18 protein-coding genes are annotated in these 19,975 nt (G+C 69.3%); all 18 read left to right on the top strand.

Annotated elements, in window-relative coordinates:
• The first annotated feature begins 5 nt into the window (after positions 1–5).
• The 18 genes from thrC to atpA all read left to right on the top strand — a co-directional run bounded on the left by thrC (position 6) and on the right by atpA (position 19,960).
• On the top strand, positions 6–1,064 hold the full coding sequence (gene thrC / locus ACZ562_RS33040) for a threonine synthase (RefSeq protein ID WP_471186849.1): 1,059 nt from the start codon (positions 6–8) through the stop codon (positions 1,062–1,064).
• Positions 1,065–1,313: 249 nt separating this feature from the next.
• Positions 1,314–2,231, top strand: coding sequence for a homoserine kinase (gene thrB, locus ACZ562_RS33035; RefSeq protein ID WP_471186846.1), 918 nt, complete (start codon positions 1,314–1,316; stop codon positions 2,229–2,231).
• Between the two features lie 404 nt (positions 2,232–2,635).
• Positions 2,636–4,642: a transcription termination factor Rho gene (gene rho / locus ACZ562_RS33030; RefSeq protein WP_471186843.1), complete on the top strand. Its 2,007-nt coding sequence runs from the start codon at positions 2,636–2,638 to the stop codon at positions 4,640–4,642.
• Positions 4,643–4,855: 213 nt separating this feature from the next.
• Positions 4,856–6,664 carry a trypsin-like serine protease gene (locus ACZ562_RS33025; RefSeq protein WP_471186841.1) on the top strand — a complete coding sequence of 603 codons (1,809 nt, stop codon included), beginning with the start codon at positions 4,856–4,858 and terminating at the stop codon, positions 6,662–6,664.
• A 245-nt stretch (positions 6,665–6,909) separates the two neighbouring features.
• Positions 6,910–8,040: an LCP family protein gene (locus tag ACZ562_RS33020; protein ID WP_471186838.1), complete on the top strand. Its 1,131-nt coding sequence runs from the start codon at positions 6,910–6,912 to the stop codon at positions 8,038–8,040.
• 193 nt (positions 8,041–8,233) lie between these two features.
• Positions 8,234–8,458, top strand: a complete 225-nt coding sequence (rpmE, locus tag ACZ562_RS33015; protein ID WP_055625166.1) for a 50S ribosomal protein L31 — start codon at positions 8,234–8,236, stop codon at positions 8,456–8,458.
• Between the two features lie 106 nt (positions 8,459–8,564).
• Positions 8,565–9,641, top strand: coding sequence for a peptide chain release factor 1 (gene prfA / locus ACZ562_RS33010; protein WP_471186833.1), 1,077 nt, complete (start codon positions 8,565–8,567; stop codon positions 9,639–9,641).
• Positions 9,642–9,679: 38 nt separating this feature from the next.
• A complete protein-coding gene (gene prmC / locus ACZ562_RS33005; protein ID WP_471186830.1) occupies positions 9,680–10,525 on the top strand; it encodes a peptide chain release factor N(5)-glutamine methyltransferase in 846 nt (281 codons plus the stop codon).
• Between the two features lie 50 nt (positions 10,526–10,575).
• Positions 10,576–11,223, top strand: coding sequence for an L-threonylcarbamoyladenylate synthase (locus ACZ562_RS33000; RefSeq protein WP_471186907.1), 648 nt, complete (start codon positions 10,576–10,578; stop codon positions 11,221–11,223).
• Positions 11,220–11,888, top strand: coding sequence for an arsenate reductase/protein-tyrosine-phosphatase family protein (locus ACZ562_RS32995; RefSeq protein ID WP_471186828.1), 669 nt, complete (start codon positions 11,220–11,222; stop codon positions 11,886–11,888). The genes ACZ562_RS33000 and ACZ562_RS32995 overlap by 4 nt, the downstream gene beginning before the upstream one ends.
• Positions 11,889–11,988: 100 nt before the next feature.
• Positions 11,989–13,227: a serine hydroxymethyltransferase gene (locus ACZ562_RS32990; protein ID WP_471186826.1), complete on the top strand. Its 1,239-nt coding sequence runs from the start codon at positions 11,989–11,991 to the stop codon at positions 13,225–13,227.
• Between the two features lie 150 nt (positions 13,228–13,377).
• Entirely contained in the window at positions 13,378–14,718 is a 1,341-nt protein-coding gene (locus ACZ562_RS32985) for an MraY family glycosyltransferase (RefSeq protein ID WP_471186824.1), read from the top strand.
• Positions 14,719–15,018: 300 nt separating this feature from the next.
• A complete protein-coding gene (locus ACZ562_RS32980) occupies positions 15,019–15,477 on the top strand; it encodes a hypothetical protein (RefSeq protein ID WP_471186821.1) in 459 nt (152 codons plus the stop codon).
• A 210-nt stretch (positions 15,478–15,687) separates the two neighbouring features.
• The gene (gene atpB / locus ACZ562_RS32975) at positions 15,688–16,524 is read left to right on the top strand and encodes a F0F1 ATP synthase subunit A (RefSeq protein ID WP_471186819.1); all 837 of its coding nucleotides are present in this window, start codon (positions 15,688–15,690) and stop codon (positions 16,522–16,524) included.
• A 74-nt stretch (positions 16,525–16,598) separates the two neighbouring features.
• The gene (atpE, locus tag ACZ562_RS32970; protein WP_024884520.1) at positions 16,599–16,829 is read left to right on the top strand and encodes an ATP synthase F0 subunit C; all 231 of its coding nucleotides are present in this window, start codon (positions 16,599–16,601) and stop codon (positions 16,827–16,829) included.
• A 42-nt stretch (positions 16,830–16,871) separates the two neighbouring features.
• The gene (locus ACZ562_RS32965; protein WP_471186816.1) at positions 16,872–17,417 is read left to right on the top strand and encodes a F0F1 ATP synthase subunit B; all 546 of its coding nucleotides are present in this window, start codon (positions 16,872–16,874) and stop codon (positions 17,415–17,417) included.
• On the top strand, positions 17,414–18,229 hold the full coding sequence (locus ACZ562_RS32960) for a F0F1 ATP synthase subunit delta (protein WP_471186814.1): 816 nt from the start codon (positions 17,414–17,416) through the stop codon (positions 18,227–18,229). Before ACZ562_RS32965 ends, ACZ562_RS32960 begins: the two co-directional genes overlap by 4 nt.
• 138 nt (positions 18,230–18,367) lie before the next feature.
• Positions 18,368–19,960, top strand: a complete 1,593-nt coding sequence (gene atpA / locus ACZ562_RS32955) for a F0F1 ATP synthase subunit alpha (RefSeq protein ID WP_471186811.1) — start codon at positions 18,368–18,370, stop codon at positions 19,958–19,960.
• Positions 19,961–19,975: the final 15 nt, after the last annotated feature.

The raw sequence follows: 19,975 nt of genomic DNA, 5'->3' as shown, positions 1-19,975 counted from the left end.
CAGCAATGACCCACCAGTGGCGCGGAATCATCGAGGAGTACCGGGACAGGCTGCCGGTCACCGACAGCACGCCGGTCGTGACACTCCGTGAGGGTGGCACGCCCCTCGTGCCCGCGCAGGTGCTCTCCGAGCGCACCGGCTGCGAGGTCCACCTGAAGGTGGAGGGCGCAAATCCCACCGGGTCCTTCAAGGACCGCGGCATGACCATGGCCATCACGCGGGCCAAGGAGGAGGGCGCGAAGGCTGTGATCTGCGCCTCCACCGGCAACACGTCGGCCTCCGCCGCCGCGTACGCGGTACGTGCGGGGATGGTTTCGGCCGTTCTCGTTCCGCAGGGGAAGATCGCGCTCGGCAAGATGGGGCAGGCGCTCGTCCACGGCGCCAAGATCCTCCAGGTCGACGGCAACTTCGACGACTGCCTCACCCTCGCCCGGGCGCTGAGCGACAACTACCCGGTGGCGCTGGTCAATTCGGTCAATCCGGTACGTATCGAGGGCCAGAAGACGGCCTCCTTCGAGATCGTGGACATGCTCGGTGACGCGCCCGACATCCACGTCCTGCCGGTGGGCAACGCGGGCAACATCACCGCGTACTGGAAGGGCTACAAGGAGTACGCCGCCGACGGTGTCGCCGCGAAGACCCCGCGCATGTGGGGCTTCCAGGCGTCCGGCAGTGCACCCATCGTGCGCGGTGAGGTCGTCAAGGACCCCTCGACCATCGCCACCGCAATCCGCATCGGCAACCCCGCGTCGTGGCAGTACGCCCTGGCGGCGCGGGACGAGTCCGGCGGCCTCATCGACGAGGTGACGGACCGTGAGATCCTGCGGGCCTACCGGCTGTTGGCCGCTCAGGAGGGTGTCTTCGTCGAGCCGGCGTCGGCCGCGTCCGTGGCCGGTCTGCTGAAGGCGGCCGAGCAGGGCAAGGTCGACCCGGGCCAGACGATCGTGTGCACGGTCACCGGCAACGGGCTCAAGGACCCCGACTGGGCCGTCGCGGGCGCCCCGCAGCCCGTCACCGTTCCGGTCGACGCTCCGACGGCGGCCGAGCGCCTCGGCCTCGCGTGACGACAGTTCCAGAGGGTCAACCCCCACGGGGGTGCACAGGGGGCCCACGACACGCATCGTGCGCCTCCTGTGCGCCCTATGTCGCCACAGAACCTTCCTTCGATAGGCTGTACTGAACCCGCCCGCCGCATATGCCTGCGCGTATGGCTCGGCGCAGCGCCGCCTCCGCGGCCCGAGGGCCTCTGTACGTATCGAATGCCCATCGAAAGTCATTCGACAATCCCGCAGCTCAAGGAGAGTCATCGAGAGATGGCCGGTCCCGCCTTCCGTGCCGCCGCCGTCCGGGTGCGCGTCCCCGCCACCAGCGCCAACCTCGGCCCGGGCTTCGACGCCTTCGCCCTGTCGCTGGGGCTCTACGACGACGTGGTCGTCCGGGTGGCCGACTCCGGGCTGCACATCGACATCGCCGGTGAGGGCAGCGAGACGCTCCCGCGCGATGAGAAGCACCTCCTCGTACGGTCCCTGCGCACCGCCTTCGACCTGCTCGGCGGGCAGCCGCGTGGCCTCGAGATCGTGTGCGCCAACCGCATTCCGCACGGCCGCGGCCTCGGCTCCTCGTCGGCCGCCATCTGCGCCGGCATCGTCGCCGCGCGTGCCGTGACCATAGGCGGCGAGTCCAAGCTCGACGACGCCGCGCTGCTGGAGCTGGCCACCGAGATCGAGGGCCACCCCGACAACGTCGCGGCCTGTCTGCTGGGCGGGTTCGCGCTCTCCTGGATGGAGGGCGGCGCCGCGCGGGCGATCAGGATGGAGCCCGCCGATTCCATCGTTCCGGTGGTTTTCGTGCCCGGAAAACCGGTCCTGACCGCGACCGCGCGCGGCCTGCTGCCGCGCTCCGTGCCGCACGTCGACGCCGCGGCCAACGCGGGCCGTGCCGCTCTGCTCGTCGAGGCCCTGACCAGGCGCCCCGAGCTGCTGCTGCCGGCCACCGAGGACCGCCTTCACCAGGAATACCGCGCCCCGGCCATGCCGGAGAGCGCCGCGCTGGTGGAGCGGCTGCGGGCCGACGGAGTCCCGGCGGTCATCTCCGGTGCGGGACCCACCGTCATGGCGCTGGCCGACGAGGAAAGCGCCGACAAGGTGGCTCATCTGGCAGGCGAGGGCTGGGCCGCGAACCGGCTCGGGCTCGACGCCCGGGGAGCGAGCGTGCTGCCGCTTGCACCCTGACACACGGTTGCCGGATTTCGAGAGGGGGAATGTTTGTTGGATCCGGTAGTGTTAACCTCAAGTCTGCACCCGACCCCACCATGGCGAGGTGCTTCGTGTCCCCGTCCGGGACAGACATCCTTCCGGGAGCCTCCCAAGCCGCACTGTGTTCCGTACGTCGTACATGGGCAGTACTCCGTACGCGGGCACTGAGCGACTCGCCGGGCACGCTCCGGAACCGGTGCGACCAAGCCACGTGACACAGACACTCGGTGCCACGGCTCCGGGAAGCGCCGTCATCACATTCCTCCGCCATTCAGGCGGACCACCGCCACGGCACGGTCCACACAGCAGGACCAAAGCCGGACAGCACAAACGGTCGCCGAGCCAGACAGGCCGACGTCCGCTCCAGGGAAGGACCCTTCGTGAGCGACACCACCGATCTGATGGGCGCACGTGTCGAGGAGACCGCTGCCGCGCCCGCCACGGACGCCTCCGCGCCTGCCACCGGTGCCGGCTCCCGGCGGCGCCGCGGTACCGGCCTCGAGGGCATGGTGCTGGCCGAGCTGCAGCAGGTCGCATCCGGCCTCGGCATCAGGGGCACCGCGCGCATGCGCAAGAGCCAGCTGATCGAGGTCATCAAGGAGGCGCAGGCGGGCGGGGGCGCCGCCGCCCCGGCCAAGGCCGACGCCGCCGAGACCAAGCCCAAGCGCCGGGCCACCTCCAAGGCCCGTACGGGTGACGAGGCCGCTCCCGCCGCCGAGAAGAAGGCGCCGAAGGCCGAGGCCGCCGCCGAGAAGGCCGTGGCCCAGCAGCAGATCGAGATCCCCGGTCAGCCGGCCGCCGACGACGCCCCCGCGGAGCGCCGCCGCCGCCGTGCCACCGCCGAGGCCGGCAGCCCCGAGACGGTCACCGCCGAGGCGAAGAGCGAGCCGAAGGCCGAGACGCCCGCCCAGGCGCAGTCCCAGGGCGAGGCCAAGGGCGATGCCGCCGACGGCGACGGCCGCCAGGGCCGCCAGGGCCGCCAGGGCCGTGACCGTGACCGCGGAGGCCGTGACCGCGACCGCCGTGGCAAGGGCGACGAGCAGCAGGGCGGCGGCCAGCAGCGCCAGGACCGTCAGGACCGTCAGCAGCAGGGCGGCGGCACCCGTCAGGACCGCCAGCAGCGCGACAACGGCCCGCAGGACGACGACGACTTCGAGGGCGGCCGGCGCGGCCGGCGCGGTCGTTACCGTGACCGCCGTGGCCGTCGTGGCCGCGACGAGATCGCCGAGCCGCAGCTCGCCGAGGACGACGTCCTGATCCCCGTCGCGGGCATCCTGGACATCCTCGACAACTACGCCTTCATCCGTACGTCGGGCTACCTGCCGGGTCCGAACGACGTGTACGTCTCCCTCGCCCAGGTCCGCAAGAACGGCCTGCGCAAGGGCGACCACGTCACCGGCGCGGTCCGTCAGCCGAAGGAGGGCGAGCGCCGCGAGAAGTTCAACGCGCTGGTCCGCCTGGACTCCGTCAACGGCATGGCGCCCGAATCCGGGCGCGGGCGGCCGGAGTTCAACAAGCTGACCCCGCTCTACCCGCAGGACCGCCTGCGTCTGGAGACGGACCCGGGCATCCTCACCACCCGCATCATCGACCTCGTCGCGCCGATCGGTAAGGGCCAGCGCGGTCTGATCGTGGCCCCGCCGAAGACCGGCAAGACCATGATCATGCAGGCGATCGCCAACGCGATCACCCACAACAACCCCGAGTGCCACCTGATGGTCGTCCTGGTCGACGAGCGTCCGGAAGAGGTCACCGACATGCAGCGGTCGGTCAAGGGCGAGGTCATCTCCTCGACCTTCGACCGCCCGGCCGAGGACCACACCACGGTCGCCGAGCTCGCCATCGAGCGTGCCAAGCGCCTGGTGGAGCTGGGCCACGACGTCGTCGTCCTGCTCGACTCGATCACGCGTCTGGGCCGTGCGTACAACCTCGCCGCCCCGGCCTCCGGCCGCATTCTGTCCGGTGGTGTCGACTCGACGGCCCTCTACCCGCCGAAGCGCTTCTTCGGTGCGGCCCGCAACATCGAGGACGGCGGCTCGCTGACCATCCTCGCCACCGCCCTGGTGGACACCGGGTCCCGCATGGACGAGGTGATCTTCGAGGAGTTCAAGGGCACCGGCAACGCGGAGCTCAAGCTCGACCGGAAGCTCGCCGACAAGCGCATCTTCCCGGCGGTGGACGTGGACGCGTCCGGCACCCGTAAGGAAGAGATCCTGCTCGGCAACGAGGAGCTCGCGGTCGTCTGGAAGCTGCGGAGGGTGCTGCACGCGCTCGACCAGCAGCAGGCGATCGAGCTGCTGCTCGACAAGATGAAGCAGACGAAGTCGAACGTCGAGTTCCTGATGCAGATCCAGAAGACGACGCCGACGCCGGGCAACGGTGACTAGTCGCCGTTGAGCTGACGGTCGTTCGTCCGCCGCGGTTCGCCGCGGTTGATCGCGCCCGCGCGGCGGAGCCGTAAATCGGATGCAGTCCCGCGCCCCTTCGGGGCGCTGAGGCCGCCCCCTGTCACACGAGTGACAGGGGGCGGCCTTTTGGCGCAGAGAGGGACGGGTGCATCAGGCGCCCTTCTCATCTCTTGCCTCCCTGGGGGGACTTCCTTGCGCACGCCCCTGCCCGCGACCGGCCGGCACAGACGCCGGATACGCCTCGCTCTTCCCGTCGCCGCCGCCGGTGTCGCCGCGGCCGTCGCCGCAGCGCTGCTGACCTCCTCCGCGGACGCGGCCACCGCCGACCCGAAGCCACCGGTCAGGACCGCCGTCAGCACGCCCACGCTCACCGAGCTCCAGCAGCGCATCGCGGGCGCGATGGCCGACGACGACGTGCCCGGCGAGAGGACGAGCCCGTCCTCGCAGAGCGCGGACAGCGGCGACACCACGATCGAACCGATGGTCATCGGCGGCACCGACACCACCATCGGCACGGCCCCGTGGATGGCGCAGCTCTGGTACACCGACGACCAGGGCACCGACGACACGAGCGACGACACCGGCTTCTTCTGCGGCGGTGCCGTCGTCGCGCCGACGAAGATCCTCACCGCCGCGCACTGCGTCGAGGGCTACACGTGGAAGGCCCACGGCGCGATCGTCACCGGAACCTCCCAACTCCCCTCGGACGACGGCACCGACCTGCACGGCGGCACGCTCAGCCCTGTCCTTCGGCAGTGGAGCAACCCGACGTACAGCACGACGTCCTTCGACAACGACATCGCGGTCCTCACCCTGGCCTCCCCGGTCAAGGCCACGCCGATCCGCATGACGACGTCCGGCGACACCGCCTCGTACGCCACCGGGACCAAGGCCCAGGTCTACGGCTGGGGCCGCACCAGCTCGACCAACCAGAACATCTCCGAGACGCTGAAGACGGCCACACTGTCCATCCACTCGGACACCGCCTGCGCCAACTACTACGGCGCCTACTTCGTCAAGAACCACATGGTCTGCGCGGGCACGGCCTCCGGCAGCGACACCGGCACCAAGGCCTCCTGCAACGGTGACTCCGGCGGCCCGCTGGTCGTGGACAACCGGATCGTCGGCGTCGTCTCCTGGGGCGTGAAGAACTGCGTCGCCAAGGGCTCCTACAGCGTGTTCGCCAAGGTCAAGGCGTACGTCGGCGTCGCCTACCCGCGCGTCGAGGACACCAACCTCAGCGGCGACCACAAGGCCGACCTGTGGGTGCGCAACGCCTCCACCAAGACCGGCTACGAGAAGGACTCCGAGGGCACCTCGTTCGGCACCCGCCAGTCCTGGGGCGACTGGACCGGCGTCAACGTCGTCCTGCAGACCGACCTGAACCGGGACGGCTACCAGGACTTCGTGTACCGCGTGGCCTCCACAGGCGACGTCTACTGGTTGCCCGGCGTGCCGGCGGACCAGAGTCAGGCCGCTCCCAAGAAGATCTTCAGCGGCTGGACCACCCGCACCCGCATCGTCACCCCCGGTGACGTCACCGGTGACTACAAGCCCGACCTGCTGTCGGTCGACTCCGGCGGCTACCTGTGGATCTACCCCGGCAAGGGCGACGGCACCTTCGCCACACGGGTGAAGGCCGGCTCGGGCTGGAACCAGTACAACTTCGTGCGCGGCCACGGCGACTTCACCGGCGACGGCAAGGCCGACCTGCTCGCCCGCAGCACGAGCACCGGCTACGTGTACCTGTACAAGGGCACCGGCAAGTCCGGGAGCGACGCCTTCGCCACGCGGATCAAGGTGCGCACCTGGAGCAGCACGCTGTACAACGCCTTCGACGCGATCGGTGACGTGAACGGCGACGGCAAGGCCGACTTCCTGGCCCGCACGCCCGGCGGCACGCTCTACCTGTACGAGGGCACCCGCAAGGCGACGAGCGAGATCTTTGACACAAAGATCTCCGTCGGCGGCAACTTCGACCAGTACGACATCTTCGGCTGAAGCCGCAGGTGAGCGCCGCTCGCCCACGACACTTCGACTACGCACTGTGCCCACCTGATCCACAGGGTGGGCACAGTGTGCTGTGCAACCCTTTCCCCGGTTTCGCCGTCTGACCTGGCGGAGCGACGATGGTGCGATGGGGTTCCTTCCCGGTTCGAGCGAGCCGAGAGCCGGGGGAGGGTCGTTTCGGCCATGCCTGACCCTGACAGCAGGGGGTAACCGACCGGACGAGATTCGAGGAGCACATGTCCGCCGAGAGCACGCCGGAGCCCGGCATACCGGGTGACACCGGCACCAGCGGCCCCCGCCACCGCGGAAAGGGCCGCCGCCGGAAGCCCAAGCGCAAGGGCATGGTGATCATGGCCTGGACCGCCGCCGGCATCGTCGTGCTGGGCGGTACCGGAGCCGGATACCTGTACTTCAAGCTCAACGGCAACATCAAGAGCGTGAACATCGACCAGGTCCTCGGCACCGACCGGCCCGAGAAGATCGACAACGGCTCCGAGAACATCCTCGTCCTCGGCTCGGACACCCGCTCCGGCAGCAACAGGAAGCTCGGCGGCGGCACCGACGACGGCAGCGCCCGCTCCGACACCGCGATGATCGTGCACGTCTACGAGGGCCACAAGAAGGCCAGCGTGGTCTCCGTCCCGCGCGACACGCTCATCGACCGCCCCGAGTGCACCGACACCGACGGCAACACGCACGACGCCGCTTCCGGGGTGATGTTCAACTCCGCGTACTCCACGGGCGGCGCGGCCTGTGCGGTGAAGACCGTCGAGTCCCTCACCGGCATCCGCATGGACCACTACCTGGAGGTCGACTTCTCCGGCTTCGAGAAGCTGATCGACGAGCTCGGCGGCGTCGACGTGACCACCACCGAGGACATCGTCGACTCCGACAGCCACCTCAACCTCAAGGCCGGCGAGCACACGCTGAACGGTGAGCAGGCCCTCGGCCTGGTCCGCACCCGGCACGGCGTCGGCGACGGCTCCGACCTCGGGCGTATCCAGCTCCAGCAGGCCTTCATCAAGGCCCTGGTCGACCAGGTCAAGGACATCGGCCTCTTCACCAGCCCGAAGAAGCTGTACGACCTGGCCGACACCGCCACCAAGGCCGTCACCACCGACTCCGACCTCGGCTCGGTCGACAAGCTCATGTCCTTCGCGAACGGCCTCAAGGGCATCAGCTCGAAGCACATGGACATGGTCACCATGCCGGTGCGGTACGACCCGGCCAACCCGAACCGTGTCATCGTCGCCGAGGCCCAGGCCAAGCAGGTGTGGACCGCCCTCAAGAACGACAAGGCGATCCCGAAGAGCGCCACAGAGGGAACGGCCTCAGGCGAGGCCAAGGGTGTGGTGAGCGCTTCTTAGGGGCGCGGGGCTGTATCGGTATGCGGCTCCGCCGCGGGGCGCGAGCGACCACGACCGCCCGCGGGGAATAGATCACGGTGCCCCCCGGTTTTGGGGGATGGCGCCAGTCCTGGCAGACTGGTACGTCGGCTCCGGTTCACGCCTCCGCATCCCGCGGCTGCGACCCGGCGCCCTCCCGAAACTAGGAGACACCTTGAAGCGCGACATCCACCCCGAGTACGTCGAGACGCAGGTCAGCTGCACCTGTGGCGCGTCGTTCACCACCCGCAGCACGATCTCCAGCGGCACCGTCCGCGCCGAGGTCTGCTCCGAGTGCCACCCGTTCTACACGGGCAAGCAGAAGATCCTCGACACCGGTGGCCGCGTGGCCCGCTTCGAGGCCCGCTTCGGCAAGGCTGCTGCCGGCTCCAAGAAGTAGCGAGCCCCATTTCGCCGGTCCACGGCCGCGCCCCGTTCCAGGGCGCGCCGGGACCGGCGTTTTTGGTCGCCCGCCTTCCCTTTCTCACGTATTTCAGGAGCCCAAGATGTTCGAGGCCGTCGAGGAACTGGTCGTGGAGCACGCCGACCTGGAGAAGAAGCTCGCCGACCCGTCGGTCTTCGCCGACCAGGCCAACGCGCGCAAGCTCAACAAGCGCTACGCCGAGCTCACCCCGATCGTCGCCGCGTACCGCTCCTGGAAGCAGACCGGCGAGGACATCGAGACCGCGCGTGAACTCGGCGCGGACGACCCGGAGTTCGCCGCCGAGGTCAAGGAGCTGGAGAAGCAGCGCGAGGAGCTGACGGAGAAGCTGCGCCTGCTGCTCGTGCCGCGCGACCCCAGCGACGACAAGGACGTCATCCTCGAGATCAAGGCGGGCGCGGGCGGCGACGAGTCCGCCCTGTTCGCGGGCGACCTGCTGCGGATGTACCTGCGCTACGCCGAGCGTGTCGGCTGGAAGACCGAGATCATCGACGCCACCGAGTCCGAGCTGGGCGGCTACAAGGACGTCCAGGTCGCCGTGAAGACCAAGGGCGGCCAGGGTGCCACCGAGCCCGGCCAGGGCGTGTGGGCGCGGCTGAAGTACGAGGGCGGCGTGCACCGGGTGCAGCGCGTGCCGGCCACCGAGTCGCAGGGGCGTATCCACACCTCCGCGGCGGGTGTCCTGGTCACCCCGGAGGCGGAGGAGGTCGACGTGGAGGTCAACCCCAACGACCTCCGCATCGACGTCTACCGCTCCTCCGGCCCCGGCGGCCAGTCCGTCAACACGACCGACTCCGCGGTGCGCATCACGCACATTCCGACCGGAGTCGTCGCTTCCTGCCAGAACGAGAAGAGCCAGCTGCAGAACAAGGAGCAGGCACTGCGTATCCTGCGCTCCAGGCTGCTCGCCGCGGCGCAGGAGGAGGCGGAGAAGGAAGCCGCCGACGCGCGCCGCAGCCAGGTCCGCACCGTCGACCGCTCCGAGAAGATCCGTACGTACAACTTCCCGGAGAACCGCCTCTCGGACCACCGCGTCGGCTTCAAGGCGTACAACCTGGACCAGGTCCTGGACGGCGACCTCGACGCGGTGATCCAGGCATGTGTCGACGCGGACTCGGCGGCGAAGCTCGCGGCCGCGTAAGGACGTACGCACGGACGAGTACGACACGGAGGACTTGCGTGAACCTGCTGCTCGCGGAGGTGGCCCAGGCCACCCAGCGGCTGGCCGACGCCGGCGTGCCCTCGCCGCGCAACGACGCGGAGGAGCTCGCCGCGTTCGTGCACGGTGTGAAGCGGGGCGAGCTGCACTCCGTGAAGGACGCGGACTTCGACGCCCGGTACTGGGAGGTCATCGCGCGCCGTGAGCAGCGCGAGCCCCTCCAGCACATCACCGGGCGCGCCTTCTTCCGGTACCTGGAACTCCAGGTCGGCCCCGGTGTGTTCGTCCCGCGTCCCGAGACCGAGTCGGTGGTCGGCTGGGCCATAGACGCCGTCCGCGCGATGGACGTCGTCGAGCCGCTCATCGTCGACCTGTGCACGGGCTCGGGCGCCATCGCTCTCGCCCTCGCCCAGGAGGTCCCGCGCTCCCGCGTGCACGCCGTGGAGCTGTCCGAGGACGCCCTGCAGTGGACCCGCAAGAACGTGGAGGGGTCCAGGGTCGACCTGCGCCAGGGCAACGCCCTGGACGCCTTCCCCGACCTCGACGGCCAGGTCGACCTGGTCATCTCCAATCCGCCCTACATCCCGCTCACCGAATGGGAGTACGTCGCTCCCGAGGCGCGGGACTACGACCCCGAACTCGCCCTGTTCTCGGGGGAGGACGGCCTCGACCTCATCCGTGGCCTGGAGCGCACCGCGCACCGGCTGCTGCGCCCCGGCGGCGTCGTCGTCGTCGAACACGCCGACACCCAGGGCGGCCAGGTGCCGTGGATCTTCACCGAGGAGCGGGGCTGGGCCGACGCGGCCGACCACCCCGACCTCAACAACCGGCCGCGCTTCGCGACCGCCCGCAAGGCGCTGCCGTGAGCACGCCCCAGACTTCCGTCCCGCAGTACGTGTACGAGGAGGCCCGCCAGATGGCACGGCGATACGACACCAACGACGCGACCGACCGCACGACCGGTCTGCGCGAGGCCGCGTCCGCCGTCCGCCGTGGCGAGCTCGTGGTGCTGCCGACCGACACGGTGTACGGCATCGGCGCCGACGCGTTCTCCTCGGAAGCGGTCTCCGACCTCCTGGAGGCCAAGGGGCGGGGCCGCAACATGCCGACCCCCGTCCTGATCGGCTCCCCGAACACCCTGCACGGTCTCGTCACCGACTTCTCCGAGCTCGCCTGGGAGCTGGTCGACGCGTTCTGGCCGGGTGCGCTCACGCTCGTCGCCAAGCACCAGCCGTCCCTGCAGTGGGACCTGGGGGACACCCGGGGCACCGTCGCCGTGCGCATGCCGCTGCACCCGGTCGCCATCGAGCTGCTGACCGAGGTCGGCCCCATGGCCGTGTCGTCGGCGAACCTCACCGGTCACCCGGCACCGGAGGACTGTGACGCCGCGCAGCAGATGCTCGGCGACTCCGTCTCCGTCTACCTGGACGGCGGCCCGACGCCCGGCAACGTCCCGTCCTCGATCGTCGACGTCACCCGTGAGGTGCCGCTGCTGCTGCGCGAGGGAGCGCTCTCGGCGGAGGACCTGCGCAAGGTCGTACCCGACCTCGAGGTGGCGAATTGACAGCCCCTGACGCGGGGCGTGGCATAGGCAACGGGGAAGAGACGGGGACCTTCAGGTTGCCTCGCGACAGCTTCCGCATCCTCCACGTCAGCACCGGCAACGTGTGCCGCTCGCCGATCACCGAGCGGCTGACCCGGCATGCCCTGGCGGCCCGGCTCGGCGACCCCCTGTGGGGCGGGCTGATCGTGGAGAGCGCGGGCACCTGGGGGCACGAAGGCGCGCCCATGGAGGCCAACGCGGAGACCGTGCTGGCCGACTTCGGCGCGGACGCCTCCGGGTTCACCGGCCGGGAACTGCTGGACGAGCACGTGATCATGGCGGACCTGGTGCTGACCGCCACCCGCGACCACCGCGCCCAGGTGATCTCGATGGGACACTCCGCCGGGCTGCGCACCTTCACTCTGAAGGAGTTCACGCGGCTGGTGCGGGCGATAGACCCGGCCACGCTGCCTCCGCTGGAGGACGGCGTGGTCGCGCGTGCGCGCGCCCTGGTACGTGCGGCCGCGGCTCTACGCGGGTGGCTGCTCGCGCCGACCGCGGAGGCGGACGAGGTGTACGACCCGTACGGGGCGCCGCTGACGTTCTTCCGGTCGATCGGGGACGAGATACACCAGGCGCTGGATCCGGTGGTGACGGCGTTGACCGGAGTCCCTGCGCGAGCGTAGGCGAACGCCGTCGGGGGCGCGGTGTACGCCGGCACCGGGCGTCCCTGCCGTCTCCGGCCTACATTGGTCGTACGTCACCGTCGACGCCCCGGAGCGCACCATGTCGGTCACCCGCACCCTCGAGGCCGATGTCCTGCGACGGCAGGACCCCGAGCTGGCCGAGATCCTGCTCGGGGAACTCGACCGGCAGTCGACGACGCTCCAGTTGAACGCCGCCGAGAACTTCACGTCGCCCGCGGTACTGGCCGCACTCGGCTCACCCCTCGCCAACAAGTACGCGGAGGGGTATCCGGGCGCCCGCTACCACGGCGGCTGCGAGATCGTCGACCTCGCCGAGCGCATCGCGGTGGAGCGGGCGAAGGCGCTGTTCGGGGCCGAACACGCCAATGTGCAGGCGCACTCGGGGTCATCGGCGGTACTGGCCGCGTACGCGGCGCTGCTGCGGCCCGGCGACACCGTCCTTGCCCTCGGCCTGTCCTACGGCGGACACCTCACGCACGGCTCGCCCGCCAACTTCTCCGGCCGCTGGTTCGACTTCGTCGGGTACGGGGCCGACGCGGAGACCGGCCTGATCGACTACGAGCAGCTGCGCACCCTCGCCCGCACCCATCGGCCCAAGGCGATCGTGTGCGGGTCCATCGCCTACCCGCGGCACATCGACTACGCCGCCTTCCGGGAGGTGGCCGACGAGGTCGGGGCGTACCTCATCGCCGACGCCGCGCACCCCATCGGGCTGGTCGCCGGCAAGGCGGCGCCGAATCCGGTGCCGTACGCCGATGTCGTGTGCGCCACCACCCACAAGGTGCTGCGCGGGCCGCGCGGCGGCATGCTGTTGTGCGGGGCGGAGCTCGCCGAGCGGGTGGACCGGGCCGTGTTCCCGTTCACGCAGGGCGGCGCGCAGATGCACACCATCGCCGCCAAGGCCGTCGCGTTCGGCGAGGCGGCGGCGCCGGCGTTCTCCGTGTACGCCCACCAGGTGGTCGCCAACGCCAGGGTGCTCGCGGCCGCGCTGGCCGCGGAGGGGCTGGTCGTCACCACCGGTGGGACCGACACGCATCTGGTGACTGCCGATCCTGCGCCGCTCGGCGTCGACGGCCGCACCGCCCGCGGCCGGCTCGCGGCCGCCGGGATGGTCCTGGACTGCTGCGCGCTGCCGCACGCGGACTCCCGCGGCCTGCGCCTGGGCACGGCCGCGGTGACCACGCAGGGCATGGGGGAGGAGGAGATGCCGCGGATCGCCGCGCTGTTCGCGGCGGTGCTGCGGGGCGAGACGGAGAGCCAGAGGGCGCGTGAGGAAGTCCGGGAGCTGGTCGGCGGATTTCCGCCGTATCCCGGCTGAGCCGGGGTAGACGCACCTGCGTGCACCCACCCGCACAGCCACTCGTGCAACCATCGTCGCTACCCGGAAGTCACCACACATATGCGCCGCGTATGAGCGCGTCGCTAGGGTGTGGTGCTGAGATGGCCAGCGAGACCTGTGGGGAAGCCTGTGCGTGAATACCTGCTGACGCTCTGCATCACGGCCGCGGTGACGTATCTGCTGACAGGGCCGGTACGGAAGTTCGCGATCGTGGCCGGAGCGATGCCGGAGATCCGGGCACGTGACGTGCACCGGGAACCCACTCCGCGGCTCGGCGGGATCGCGATGTTCTTCGGCCTGTGCGCGGGCCTGCTGGTGGCGGACCACCTCACCAACCTCAACGAGCTCTTCGAGAAGTCGAACGAGCCCCGCGCGCTGCTCTCCGGGGCGGCGCTGATCTGGCTGATCGGCGTCCTGGACGACAAGTTCGAGATCGACGCCCTGATCAAGCTGGGCGGCCAGATGATCGCCGCCGGCGTCATGGTCATGCAGGGTCTGACGATCCTGTGGCTGCCGATCCCGAGTGTCGGCAACGTCGCGCTGACCCAGTGGCAGGGCACCCTGCTGACGGTGGCGCTCGTCGTCATCACCATCAACGCGGTCAACTTCGTCGACGGCCTCGACGGCCTCGCCTCCGGCATGGTGTGCATCGCGGCCACCGCGTTCTTCCTGTACGCCTACCGGATCTGGTACTCGTACGGCATCGAGGCCGCCGCCCCCGCCACGCTCTTCTCGGCGATCCTGATCGGCATGTGCCTGGGTTTCCTGCCGCACAACATGCACCCGGCGCGGATCTTCATGGGCGACTCGGGCTCCATGCTCATCGGCCTCGTCCTGGCCGCGGGCGCCATCTCCATCACCGGCCAGATCGACCCCGACGCGCTCAACCTGTACGCGGGATCGGAGACGGCGGCGGTGCACCAGACGGTCCCCGTCTACATCCCGCTGCTGCTGCCGCTCACGATCATCGCGGTGCCGGCCGCCGACCTGGTGCTCGCCATCGTGCGCCGTACCTGGCGCGGCCAGTCGCCGTTCGCCGCCGACCGCGGGCATCTGCACCACCGACTGCTGGAGATCGGCCACTCGCACAGCCGCGCGGTGCTGATCATGTACTTCTGGTCGGCGCTGATCGCGTTCGGCTCGCTCGCGTACTCCGTGAACTCGGCGTCCATGTGGATCGTGCTCGGCGTCGTGATCCTGAGCGCCATCGGGCTCGTCCTGCTCCTGCTGCCGCGGTTCACCCCGCGCGCTCCGCGCTGGGCCGAGGCCTTCGTGCCGCCGCGCTACCGCCGTGGGCGCGGCCGTGCCGTCGCCCAGGAGCCGGCCGGGCCCGCGCAGCCCGCTCCGGCGGAGGACGAGGACGAGCCCCGCGCTCCGGTTGCGGCTGGTGTGGCAGGAGTCAACGGAGCGACAGCGATCGGCCCCCGTTCGCGCTTCCTGGATCGGGGCAAGGCGGGAACGTCGCGCTGACGGCCAAGGTAAGAATCTGACTAGAGCATTGCCAAACCGTGGGGTAGCAAAGCGGCCCTATACCAGACAAACCGGCCGCATTTCTGCACAGACGGGCAGCTTCACTCTCATGTGTGACAGCAGGCACACCTACTTGGTAAAGACCGCATCAAATAGTTTGTGATACGGTTCACGAGAACCCGGGACAGAGCTGAAGGGCCGTAGTGCGACGGCCCATTGGCGCGAGTAATCGACACTCGGCCCCGGGGCTACGCTCGTCCATGACGACACCCTGCCCCCTGTGAAAGCGGAGTTGCCGCCATGCCGTCCAATGACGTCCGGATCCTGCTCCAGGCTGCCGTACCCACGGCTGCCGTCGGCGCTGTTGCCGCCGTCGTCAGCGCTGTGGTCGCCGGCGGCAAGGGCGCGATCGGGGCGGTCGTCGCGACGCTGGTCGTCATCGTCTTCATGGGGCTCGGTCTCTACGTTCTGCAGCGCACCGCCAAATCGCTTCCGCACCTCTTCCAGGCGATGGGCCTGATGCTCTACGCGGCGCAGATCCTGCTGCTGTTCGTCTTCGTCGCGATGTTCAAGAACACGACACTGTTCAACCCCAGGTCCTTCGCGCTCACGCTCGTCGCCGCCACCCTCGTGTGGATCGCCGCGCAGACGCGTGCGCACATGAAGTCCAAGATCCTCTACGTCGAACCCGATTCGACCACCTCCTCGAGCGCCTCTTCGACGGGTGACAAGCCCGAGAAGTCGGGGCACTCGTCGTGAGGGGTAGGGCCGGGATAAAGGCGTCTGAGATCTCCTGCTATCGTCCGGTGCCAACTGCGGCATCGCGGGCGCGGGCATCTGAGCTGACGCCTGCTCAATCGCGAGGCGAGATGCCCCACAGCCGCCCTCACATCCGAAACACCAGTCCCGTGCCGAACCGCGGCTGCGCGCCGCGCCGACACAACGAGGTTGCCGTACCTATGCGCCACGATGAAGGAGCCCGCGGTGAGTGCTGACCCGACGCAGGTGCTCGCCTTCGAGACCGACTGCCACATCTTTGACGGCTGTGGCTTCCCGGCTCCCGGCCTGCACTCGTTCCTCTTCGAGCCCCTCTGGGGCGACGGCGACAGCAACGTGTACTTCAACAAGACGATGCTGCTGGCGCTGCTCGGCTCGATCATCATCGTCGGCTTCTTCTGGGCGGCCTTCCGCAAGCCGACGGTCGTCCCGGGCAAGCTGCAGATGGTCGCCGAGGCGGGTTACGACTTCGTCCGACGCGGCATCGTCTACGAGACCATCGGCAAGAAGGAAGGCGAGAAGTACGTCCCGCTGGTCGTCACGCTCTTCTTCTTCGTATGGATGATGAACCTCTGGTCGATCGTTCCGGTCGCCCAGTTCCCGGTGACGTCGATCATCTCGTACCCGGTCGTCCTGGCGCTGATCGTCTACGTCCTCTGGGTCTCGCTGACCTTCAAGCGCCACGGGTTCGTCGGCGCCTTCAAGAACTTCACCGGCTATGACAAGTCGCTCGGCCCGGTGCTCCCGCTGGCCATGCTGATCGAGTTCTTCTCGAACCTGCTCGTCCGGCCGTTCACTCACGCGGTGCGACTCTTCGCGAACATGTTCGCCGGTCACACGCTGCTGCTGCTCTTCACGATCGCCAGCTGGTACCTGCTCAACGGCATCGGGATCGCCTACGCGGGCGTCTCGTTCATCATGGTCATCGTGATGACGGCGTTCGAGCTCTTCATCCAGGCCCTTCAGGCGTATGTGTTCGTGCTGCTGACCTGCACCTTCATCCAGGGTGCGCTCGCCGAGCACCACTGAGTGCCCCGCACCACGACCCCCCAGTCGTCCGGTGGCCAACCCCCACCGGTCCGTAAAGAAAAGGAAGAACTGGCATGTCCCAGACCCTTGCCGCTGTCTCCGGTTCGCTCGGCTCGATCGGTTACGGCCTCGCGGCCATCGGCCCCGGCGTCGGCGTCGGCATCATCTTCGGTAACGGCACCCAGGCGCTCGCCCGCCAGCCTGAGGCCGCCGGTCTGATCCGCGCCAACCAGATCCTCGGCTTCGCGTTCTGTGAGGCGCTCGCCCTCATCGGCCTGGTCATGCCGTTCGTCTACGGCAAGTGATCTGACGATCCACGACCAGCCGACTAGACGAAAGGCACTGACATGAGCCAACTGCTCATTCTGGCGGCCGAGGAGACGGAAAACCCCCTCATCCCGCCGATCCCCGAGCTCGTCATCGGCCTCATCGCCTTCGTCATCGTCTTCGGCTTCCTCGCCAAGAAGCTCCTTCCGACCATCAACAAGGTCCTGGAAGAGCGTCGCGAGGCCATCGAGGGCGGTATCGAGAAGGCCGAGGCCGCACAGACCGAGGCCAAGAGCGTCCTTGAGCAGTACAAGGCCCAGCTCGCCGAGGCCCGCCACGAGGCCGCGCGTCTGCGCCAGGAGGCGCAGGAGCAGGGCGCCACGCTCATCGCCGAGATGCGTGCGGAAGGCCAGCGGCAGCGCGAGGAGATCGTCGCCGCCGGTCACACGCAGATCGAGGCCGACCGCAAGGCCGCCGCGTCCGCGCTGCGTCAGGACGTCGGCAAGCTCGCCACCGAGCTGGCCGGCAAGCTCGTCGGTGAGTCCCTCGAGGATCACGCCCGGCAGAGCCGCGTCATCGACCGCTTCCTCGACGAGCTCGAGGAGAAGGCCGAGGCCGGGCGATGAACGGAGCGAGCCGCGAGGCCCTGGCAGCCGCACGCGAGCGTCTTGACGCGCTGACGGACAACACGTCCGTGGACGCGGCGCGGCTCGCCGACGAGCTGGCCGCCGTCACCGCGCTGCTCGACCGCGAGGTGTCGCTGCGTCGGGTCCTGACCGACCCGGCGCAGGCCGGTGAGGCCAAGGCCGAACTGGCCCAGCGCCTCTTCGGCGGCCAGGTCGGCGGCGAGACCGCCGACCTGCTGGCCGGCATGGTGCGCTCCCGCTGGTCGCAGTCGCGTGACCTGGTGGACGCGCTGGAGGAGCTGGCGAACATCGCCGACCTCACCGCGGCGCAGACGTCGGGCGAGCTCGACGACGTCGAGGACGAACTGTTCCGCTTCGGCCGGATCGTCTCCTCGAACACCGAGCTGCGCGCCGCGCTGACCGACCGCAAGGCCACCGCCGCCGCCAAGGTCGAGCTGCTGCGCCGGCTGCTCGGCGGCCGTGCCAAGCCGGCCACCGAGCGTCTGGTGACGCGCCTTGTGACCGCTCCGCGGGGACGTAGCCTGGAAGCGGGACTGGAGTCCCTGTCCAAGCTCGCCGCCGAGCGCCGGGCCCGCTTGGTGGCCGTGGTCACCTCGGCGGTACCGCTGAGCGACACGCAGAAGCAGCGCCTGGGCGCCGCTCTCGGGAAGCTCTACGGCCACAAGATGCACCTCAACATCGACGTGGACCCCGAGGTCCTCGGCGGGATCCGGGTGCAGGTCGGCGACGAGGTCATCAACGGCTCCCTCGCGGACCGGATCGAGGACGCCGGCCGCCGCCTGGCGAGCTAGCAGCAACTTCATAAGTAGTACGTACCTACGGCCCGGTTGGGTCGTGCAGAGGATTCACCTCGTTCAGGGGGGAGTCCGGAGTCTAGACATCCCCCCAAAGTGAAACTTCGGGCCCAACAAGGAGAGCAGGGAACCCAGATGGCGGAGCTCACGATCCGGCCGGAGGAGATCCGGGACGCGCTGGAGAACTTCGTCCAGTCGTACAAGCCGGACGCGGCCTCGCGCGAGGAGGTCGGCACGGTCACCCTTGCCGGCGACGGCATCGCGAAGGTCGAGGGTCTGCCCTCGGCCATGGCCAACGAACTGCTGAAGTTCGAGGACGGCACCCTCGGCCTCGCCCTCAACCTCGAGGAGCGCGAGATCGGTGCCATCGTCCTCGGTGAGTTCAGCGGCATCGAGGAGGGTCAGCCGGTCACGCGTACCGGTGAGGTGCTCTCCGTGGCCGTCGGCGAGGGCTACCTCGGCCGCGTCGTCGACCCGCTCGGCAACCCGATCGACGGCCTCGGCGAGATCGAGACGTCCGGCCGCCGCGCCCTGGAGCTGCAGGCTCCGGGCGTCATGGTCCGCAAGTCGGTGCACGAGCCGATGGAGACCGGCTACAAGGCCGTCGACGCGATGACCCCGATCGGCCGTGGTCAGCGTCAGCTGATCATCGGTGACCGCCAGACCGGCAAGACCGCCCTGGCCGTCGACACGATCATCAACCAGCGTGACAACTGGCGCTCCGGCGACCCGAAGAAGCAGGTCCGCTGCGTCTACGTCGCCATCGGCCAGAAGGGCTCGACCATCGCCTCCGTGCGTGGCGCCCTCGACGAGGCCGGCGCGCTGGAGTACACGACCATCGTCGCCGCCCCGGCGTCCGACCCGGCCGGCTTCAAGTACCTGGCGCCGTACACCGGCTCGGCCATCGGCCAGCAGTGGATGTACGAGGGCAAGCACGTCCTCATCATCTTCGACGACCTCTCGAAGCAGGCCGACGCCTACCGCGCCGTGTCCCTGCTGCTGCGCCGCCCGCCGGGCCGTGAGGCCTACCCGGGTGACGTCTTCTACCTGCACTCCCGTCTGCTGGAGCGCTGCGCGAAGCTCTCCGACGAACTGGGCGCCGGTTCGATGACGGGTCTGCCGATCGTCGAGACGAAGGCCAACGACGTCTCGGCGTTCATCCCGACCAACGTCATCTCCATCACCGACGGCCAGTGCTTCCTGGAGTCGGACCTCTTCAACGCCGGTCAGCGCCCCGCGCTGAACGTCGGTATCTCCGTCTCCCGAGTCGGTGGTTCCGCGCAGCACAAGGCGATGAAGCAGGTCTCCGGCCGCCTTCGCCTGGACCTCGCCCAGTACCGTGAGCTGGAGGCGTTCGCCGCCTTCGGTTCCGACCTGGACGCCGCGTCGAAGTCCCAGCTGGAGCGCGGTCAGCGACTGGTCGAGCTGCTCAAGCAGCCTCAGTACCAGCCGATGCCGACCGAGGACCAGGTCGTCTCCGTGTGGGCCGGTACCACCGGCAAGATGGACGATGTTCCGGTGGCCGACATCCGCCGCTTCGAGAAGGAGCTCCTTGAGTACCTGCACCGCAAGGAGCAGGGCCTCATGACCTCCATCAAGGAGGGCGGCAAGATGTCGGACGACACCCTCACGGCCATCGCCGACGGCATCGCGGACTTCAAGAAGCAGTTCGAGACCTCGGACGGCAAGCTTCTTGGCGAAGACGCGCCGGCCGCCGCGGCCAAGTGACGACGGAAGGGACCT

Source organism: Streptomyces sp. NPDC040410 (assembly GCF_055595715.1).
The sequence above is the reverse complement of the archived record's forward strand: the minus strand, read 5'-3'. Positions and strand labels throughout refer to the sequence as shown.

Excerpts from the sequence above, each read along its gene's own strand:
- thrC (WP_471186849.1), top strand. The coding sequence starts at position 6 with ATGACCCACCAGTGGCGCGGAATCATCGAGGAGTACCGGGACAGGCTG.
- thrB (WP_471186846.1), top strand. The coding sequence starts at position 1,314 with ATGGCCGGTCCCGCCTTCCGTGCCGCCGCCGTCCGGGTGCGCGTCCCC.
- ACZ562_RS33020 (WP_471186838.1), top strand. The coding sequence starts at position 6,910 with ATGTCCGCCGAGAGCACGCCGGAGCCCGGCATACCGGGTGACACCGGC.
- prfA (WP_471186833.1), top strand. The coding sequence starts at position 8,565 with ATGTTCGAGGCCGTCGAGGAACTGGTCGTGGAGCACGCCGACCTGGAG.
- ACZ562_RS33000 (WP_471186907.1), top strand. The coding sequence starts at position 10,576 with ATGGCACGGCGATACGACACCAACGACGCGACCGACCGCACGACCGGT.
- ACZ562_RS32990 (WP_471186826.1), top strand. The coding sequence starts at position 11,989 with ATGTCGGTCACCCGCACCCTCGAGGCCGATGTCCTGCGACGGCAGGAC.
- ACZ562_RS32980 (WP_471186821.1), top strand. The coding sequence starts at position 15,019 with ATGCCGTCCAATGACGTCCGGATCCTGCTCCAGGCTGCCGTACCCACG.
- atpB (WP_471186819.1), top strand. The coding sequence starts at position 15,688 with ATGAAGGAGCCCGCGGTGAGTGCTGACCCGACGCAGGTGCTCGCCTTC.
- atpE (WP_024884520.1), top strand. The coding sequence starts at position 16,599 with ATGTCCCAGACCCTTGCCGCTGTCTCCGGTTCGCTCGGCTCGATCGGT.
- ACZ562_RS32965 (WP_471186816.1), top strand. The coding sequence starts at position 16,872 with ATGAGCCAACTGCTCATTCTGGCGGCCGAGGAGACGGAAAACCCCCTC.
- ACZ562_RS32960 (WP_471186814.1), top strand. The coding sequence starts at position 17,414 with ATGAACGGAGCGAGCCGCGAGGCCCTGGCAGCCGCACGCGAGCGTCTT.
- atpA (WP_471186811.1), top strand. The coding sequence starts at position 18,368 with ATGGCGGAGCTCACGATCCGGCCGGAGGAGATCCGGGACGCGCTGGAG.